This is a genomic window from Kitasatospora sp. P5_F3 (assembly GCF_054049135.1).
In genome coordinates this window covers 45579-52008 of sequence record NZ_JBFUMY010000045.1, presented here as the reverse complement: position 1 = coordinate 52008, position 6430 = coordinate 45579, and the positions used below count along the sequence as shown (strand labels likewise).

Here is a 6430-nt window from a genome sequence, read left to right as displayed (position 1 = left end):
GCGCGGTGGCCGGGCGGTGCAGGCGGGCCGCCGTGTAGGCGCGGGCGTCCTCGGCCCAGAGCGCCAGCCGGCCGTCGGCCCGCCAGATCGCGTGCAGGGCGTACATGAACGGGCCTCCCTGGACGGCAGCAGGGTTTCACCCTAACCGGGGGCCGTAGCGGACATGTTCTGACCTAGTTGCGTCCTACCTTTGGTCGTACCGAAGCGGGGGCAGGCCCGCCTGACGAAAAGGTGATCGACATGGTGGTTCTGGTGGCGGCGGAGAGCAACGAGCGCGACAGCCTGCTGGCCTTCCTGGAGGCGCACCGGGGGGCGGTGCGCCGCTCGGTGCACGGCCTCACGGAGGAGCAGGCGCGGGCCACCCCGAGCGCGAGCAGCCTGTCGCTGGGCGGCCTGCTCAAGCACGTGACCACCTGCGAGCAGCACTGGATCGAGGGCACTCTGATGGGCCGTGAGCTGACGCAGCAGCCCTGGGCGGACCAGCACCGGCTGCTCGACGGCGAGACCGTGGCCGACTGGCTGAAGCAGTACGAGGAGGTGGCCGACGAGACCGAGCGGATCATCCGGTCACTGCCGAACCTGGAGGTGGACGCGGCCCTGCCGGAGGCGCCCTGGTTCCCGCCGAACAGCCGCCGGACGGCCCGCTGGATCCTCACCCACCTGTGCACCGAGGTGGCCCGGCACGCCGGACACGCGGACATCATCAGGGAGACCCTGGACGGCAGCACCGCCCTGGAGCTGGTCGCGGCAGCCAAGCAGGACTGAGCCCGAGCCTTGGTTGAACATTGAACGAAACGGGGTTATGGTGGTGGCACGCCAACAAGTTGAAGCCTAAACAAATGGCTTCCGACCCGAGGAGAAGTCATGGGCATCTTCAACCGCAACAGCAAGGCCACCACCACCGCCGTCGCCGAGACCCCCGCCGGCCCCGACCTGGCGCACCTGACCGGCGACTACACGGTCGACGCCTCGCACAGCGCGATCGGCTTCGCGGTCCGCCACGCGATGGTGACCAACGTGCGCGGCGTGTTCGCCGAGCACGACGGCCTGCTGCACCTGGACGGCAGCCACCCGGAGAACTCCACCGCCGTGCTGACCATCAAGGTCGCCAGCATCGACACCAGCAACACCCAGCGCGACGAGCACCTGCGCACCGGCGACTTCTTCGAGGCCGAGACCTTCCCGGAGATCACCTTCCGCTCCACCTCGGCCGAGCGGGTGCGCGACGACTCGTACCGGATGACCGGTGACCTCACCATCAAGGGCACCACCGGCCAGGTGGTCCTCGACCTGGAGTACACCGGCAGCGCGACGGACGTCTACGGCGCCCAGCGGGTCGGCTTCGAGGGCAGCACCACCGTCGACCGCACCGCCTGGGGCCTGACCTACAACGCCGCGCTGGAGACCGGCGGCGTGCTGATCGGCGAGAAGGTGAAGCTCAACTTCGACATCTCCGCCGTGAAGAGCATCTGACCACTCCTCACGAAGTCAGCAGCGCGGCATCCTCGGCGGGCAGCCAGCTCACCGGCGGACGCCGCAACCACCCCTCGCGCGAGCCGAGTTCGGCCGCCGCCTCGCGCAACGCGGTGAATCCCGGATGACGCAGCTCCGGGCGGTGCACCAGGCTCACCAGGCTGAGCGGCACCGGATCGACCAGCGGACGGGTGACGGCCCCGGGTATCCCGGGGCCGCCGGTCGTGGTCAGCATCGCCTCACCGTGCCGGGCCAGATAGTGCCCGACCTCCTCCACCCCGACCGGCGGGCTGTGCGGGGCCGCTGCGAGCAGACCGTGCGCGCCCAGCAGCTGCCGACCGAGTTCGGTCCACTCGGTGGTCGCCGGATTCCCCGCGCAGATGTCCACCGGGTGCCCCGCCAGCGCGCTCAACGGCACCTCGGACAGCGCGGCCAGCGGGTGGCGTCGCGGCAGGAAGACCGCCATCGCCTCGAACCGCACCGGCAGCTGGGCCAGTTGGGACCGCAGACCGTCCGGCAGTCCGGCGAACCGGCCGAACGAGACGTCCAGCCGATGGGCCGTCAGCTCCGCCGCCGCAGCGGCCAGCCCGCCGTGGAACCGGGCCAGCAGCTCCAGCTCGGGACGGGCCGCCCTGGCCGCCGCGAGCAGTCGGACGGCGGTCAGGTCGTCCCCGGTGACGTCGTTGTTCAGGTCCACCAGCAGCGGCCGGTGACCGGCCTGCTCGGCCAGCAGTTCGTCGTGCAGCGCCAGCAGCCGACGGACCTTCGGCAGCAGCCGCTCCCCCTCCGGGGTGAGCCGCACGCTGCGGGTGCTCCGGTCGAACAGCCGCAGCCCGAGCGCCTGCTCCAGCGTGCGGACATCCCGACTGAGTGCCTGCTGCGCCACGTGCAGCCGCTCGGCGGCCCGGCCGAAGTGCAGGGTCTCGGCGGTCGCGGCGAAGCCGCGCAGCAGACGCGGGTGCAGGTCACGGGGCATCCCCGCACCCTAGACCCTCGGCCATTGACAACAGAACTGCGTCAATCGCCCCGAACAGGTGTTGGACCGGCGCAGCCCGCCGCCGGGAGGCTGGGCGCACACCCCGTGCCCACTCCAGGAGTTCCGTGTTCGCCTCGTACCGCCGCCTGTTCGCTGCCCCGGGCGCACTCGCCTTCACGCTGACCGGGCTGTTCGCCCGGCTGTCCTTCGCGATGACCGGGGTCAGCACCGTGGTGCTGATCGCCACCCGCCGCGACTCGTACGCGCTGGCCGGGGCGGTCTCGGCCACCGGCGTGGTGGCGATCGCGGTCGGGCTGCCGCTGATGGGGCGGCTGGTGGACCGGTACGGACAGGCCAGGGTCTCGGTCGGCTCGGTGCTGCTGGCGACCGGACCGACGGCCGGGCTGCTGCTCTGCGCGCACTTCGACGCGCCCGCCTGGACGCTCTTCGTCTGCTGCGCCGCCTCCTCGGTGCTCCCCAACCTGGGCGGGATGACCCGGGCCCGCTGGGCGCACCTGCACCGGGACGACCCGGCGGCCCGGCACGCCGCCAACTCCCTCGAACAGGCACTGGACGAGCTCTGCTTCATGGGCGGTCCGGTGTTCGCCATGCTGCTCTGCACCTCGCTCTTCCCGGAGGCGGGGCTGCTGGCCGGCGCGGTGCTCGGCTCGGCCGGGCTGCTGCTGTTCGCCGCCCAGCGCCGGACCGAACCGCCGGTGCAGCCACCGGCGGCCGGCACCGAACGCGGTGCGCTGCGGGACGGCGGGCTGCGGGTGCTGGTACTGGTCTTCGCCGCGACCGGGGTGGTGTTCGGCTCGATGGAGGTCACCACCATCGCGTACGCCGACGCGCTCGGCCAGAAGCCTTTGGCCGGTGGGCTGTTGGCGCTGGTGGCGGCCGGCTCCTGCATCTCCGGGCTGGTCTTCGGGTTGGTCCGGGGCCGGGTCGGCACCACCGGGCGGCTGCTGCTCGGGGTGGCGGCGATGACCGTCCTGCTGCTGCTCCCGCTGGCCGCCGGGGTCTCCGGGGCCGGGCTGGGGCTCCTCGGGGCGGCGCTGTTCGTGGCCGGTTCGGGGACCGCGCCGACCATGGTCGCCGGGATGACGATGATTCAGGAAGTACTGCCTGAGCGGCAGTTGAACGAGGGCATGGGCGTCGCCGTGGCGGGCATCCTGGTCGGCATCTCCACCGGGGCGGCGCTCGGCGGGGTGGTCGCCCAGCAGGCCGCCCGCGGCACCGGCTTCCTGGTGCCGGCCGGGGCCGCCGGGGTGGCCCTGCTGACCGCGCTGACCGGGCGCCGCCGGCTGGGCAGCCGCCCCGCACCGCAGGTCAGCGCGCTGGCGGCGTGACCGGGATCGCAGCCGGGAAGCTGTACTCGTACTCGGGCAGCGGGTACCCGCCGGGGAACCAGCCGATCCGGTCGTCGGTGCGCACCCCGCCCGCGCGCTCGTAGAAGGCGATCGCCCGGGTGTTGGCCTGCAGCACCTCCAGGTAGAGGACGCGGTCGGGGCAGTTCGCCCGGCACTCGGCCAGCAGCCGGGCGCCGATCCCGCCGCCGGTCAGGCCGGGGCGGACGTGCAGGTTGTCCAGCAGCACCCGGCCGTCCGGCTGCGGGACCAGGTACGCGAAGCCGTCCAGCTCTCCCCCGCGCTCGTGCTCGTGCTCGGCGAGTAGCAGCAGCGGCGTGTTGGCGGGCTCCCCGTAGTCGACGCTCAGCCGCAGCTCCCAGAGCTCGCGGCGCTCCTCGGCCAGGCCGTCGCCAAGCGCCTCGGCCGGGACCATGCCGGTGTACGCGGACAGCCAGCTCGCGCTGTGCAGGGCGGCGACCGCCGGTGCGTCGGCGGCGGTGCCCGGTCGGATCTCGTGGTGCATGGCGCCGAGCCTGTCACACCGGCCCGCCAAGGTAGGCTCCACAGGCGTGGAGCAGCCCAACGATGTCACGGACCCGGTACCGAACCCGAGCGAGCCCGGCAACGCGGAGCTGCCGGGTGGTCGGGCCAGACCGAAGACCGACAAGAGCGAGCAGACCCGGGCCCTGATCCTGGACACCGCGATGCGGCTGTTCCGGGAGCGCGGGTACGACAAGACCACGATGCGGGCGATCGCCGCCGAGGCCGGGGTCTCGGTCGGCAACGCCTACTACTACTTCGAGTCGAAGGAATTCCTGATCCAGGGTTTCTACGACCTGATGACGCACGATCACGCCCGGGACGCCCGGACCCGGATGGCCGGGCACACCGAGTTCGCGGACCGGCTGGAGATCGCGCTGGTCTCCTGGCTGGACTGCGCGGCGGACTACCACTCCTTCGCCTCGCAGTTCTTCCGCACCGCCGCCGACCCGAACAGCTCGCTCAGCCCGTTCTCGAACGAGTCGCACCCGGCCCGGGCCACGGCGGTCGAACTGTTCCGCGAGGTGCTGGCCGGCTCCGACCTGAGCAGCAAGCTGGACGCCGAGCTGGTCGAGCTGCTGCCCGACCTGCTCTGGCTGCACCTGATGGTGGTCGTCCTGTACTGGGTCTTCGACCGCACCCCGGACACCGAGCGGACCAGGGAGTTCGTCCGCCGCTCGACCCCGATGGCGGCCCGGATCCTGACCCTCTCCCGCTACCGGGTGTTCCGGCCGATCGTCCGGGACGCCAAGGGCCTGATCCAGGACTTCATCCTGCCGACCATCGGGCGGACGAAGTCCTGAGGCCGGGGCCTGTCTGAGTCAGAAGCTGTCCGGGTTCCAGGCCCTGAGCGGGGTACGGAGCAGCAGGTCGGCCTCGGCCGCCGCGCCCGGGCGGAGCTCGGCGACCAGGCCGCCCGCGACCAGCCGGGGCAGGGTCTCGGCGCCCAGGTAGAGGCTGCCCAACTGGCTTGCGCCGAGCGCCAGGTCGGCCGGGTTCTCGGTGCGGGCGCAGCTGCCGGTGCCGTCCGGGCCCACCTCGAGGGCCCAGCGGCCCTCGGTCCAGCCGTCCCGGTCGGTGACCTCCAGGACCGTCCGGCCGGGTGCTCCGTAGCGGCGGGCAGCGAAGGCGGCGGGTACATCCAGCACCCGGAGCCAGGTGAAGTCGGCGTTCTCCCGGCCCGGCCTGGCCATCCGGGGGTCGTTCAGCCAGAGCGGCAGCGGGTCGTCCGGGGCGAGGTTGTTGATGTCGACGGTGCGGATCCAGTCGACCGAGAACGCCAGCCGCCAGAGCGCCACCGCGGTCGGGGCGTCCAACGCCAGGAAGTCGACCACGGTGAGCGTGCAGTTCGGGATCGGGCCGTCCCACCTGTCGTCCACCCGGTAGACGATCAAGCCGGTCACCGAACCGCTCGCATCCCGGTGCAGGGCCGCGAACGGCTCCTTCCAGTCGTGGCCCGGCATCGTCACCTCCCCGGTGGCCAGCAGCCACCAGGCCGGCTTGCGGACGATCGCACCGGGTTGGCCGCGCCGCCAGCGTTCGTGCAACTCGGGGCCGAGCTCGCGCAGTTCGGCCATGGTGGCGAAGTCGATCCGGCCGCCCGGGCTCTCCGGCAGGTCGGCGCGCAGGCCGCCGGACTCCTGGACGTCGATCCGCAGACCGCCGTTGACGGTGGCCGGGCCGAAGCCGAACCGGCCGTAGATGTTGTACTCGGCCGCGATCAGGATCGCCACGGGACAGCCGCGCCGGTGCGCGTCCGCCAGGTCGGTGGTCATCATCCGGCTGAGCAGGCCGCGTCGGCGGTGGGTGGAGTTGACCGTCACACCGGTGATCGCGTCGGCCCGGACGGTGCCGCCGCCCGGGACGGTCAGCTCGGCGTCGAAGCTGCGGAAGGTGGCCACGCAGCGGGTCGGGTCGAACGGGTCGAAGGCGCCCTGGAAGCGGTTCGGCTCGAACTGGAGCCGACGGTACTCGACCCCGTCCCCGACGTGCGACCGCAGGAACCCGCGGGCCAGTGCCCAGCCCCAGGCCGGGAGCTCGTCCTCCGTGATGTACCGGATGTCCGTGTTGCCGCTTCGCTCGTTGCCCATCC

General features: G+C 72.4%; 7 protein-coding genes. 4 read left to right on the top strand and 3 right to left on the bottom strand.

The features are described from left to right. Positions 1–240 precede the first annotated feature (240 nt). A complete protein-coding gene (locus ACXJMZ_RS24850) occupies positions 241–765 on the top strand; it encodes a DinB family protein (protein ID WP_457032270.1) in 525 nt (174 codons plus the stop codon). A 99-nt stretch (positions 766–864) separates the two neighbouring features. Next, positions 865–1473, top strand: a complete 609-nt coding sequence (locus tag ACXJMZ_RS24845; RefSeq protein ID WP_457032269.1) for a YceI family protein — start codon at positions 865–867, stop codon at positions 1471–1473. Between the two features lie 7 nt (positions 1474–1480). On the opposite strand, the gene ACXJMZ_RS24840 is transcribed toward ACXJMZ_RS24845, so the two are convergent. Beyond that, complete coding sequence (locus ACXJMZ_RS24840) at positions 1481–2449, bottom strand: LysR family transcriptional regulator (RefSeq protein ID WP_457032268.1); 969 nt, start codon at positions 2447–2449, stop codon at positions 1481–1483. Positions 2450–2574: 125 nt separating this feature from the next. Between ACXJMZ_RS24840 and ACXJMZ_RS24835 the strand changes: the two genes are divergently transcribed. Continuing rightward, a complete protein-coding gene (locus ACXJMZ_RS24835; RefSeq protein ID WP_457032267.1) occupies positions 2575–3798 on the top strand; it encodes an MFS transporter in 1224 nt (407 codons plus the stop codon). Here the strand turns inward: ACXJMZ_RS24835 and ACXJMZ_RS24830 are convergent. Continuing rightward, positions 3779–4321: a GNAT family N-acetyltransferase gene (locus ACXJMZ_RS24830; RefSeq protein ID WP_457032266.1), complete on the bottom strand. Its 543-nt coding sequence runs from the start codon at positions 4319–4321 to the stop codon at positions 3779–3781. The genes ACXJMZ_RS24835 and ACXJMZ_RS24830 overlap by 20 nt on opposite strands. Before the next feature lie 46 nt (positions 4322–4367). Between ACXJMZ_RS24830 and ACXJMZ_RS24825 the strand changes: the two genes are divergently transcribed. Further along, complete coding sequence (locus tag ACXJMZ_RS24825) at positions 4368–5141, top strand: TetR family transcriptional regulator (RefSeq protein WP_457032265.1); 774 nt, start codon at positions 4368–4370, stop codon at positions 5139–5141. Between the two features lie 18 nt (positions 5142–5159). Here the strand turns inward: ACXJMZ_RS24825 and ACXJMZ_RS24820 are convergent, their stop codons facing one another. Beyond that, positions 5160–6428: a GNAT family N-acetyltransferase gene (locus ACXJMZ_RS24820; protein WP_457032264.1), complete on the bottom strand. Its 1269-nt coding sequence runs from the start codon at positions 6426–6428 to the stop codon at positions 5160–5162. Positions 6429–6430 lie beyond the last annotated feature (2 nt).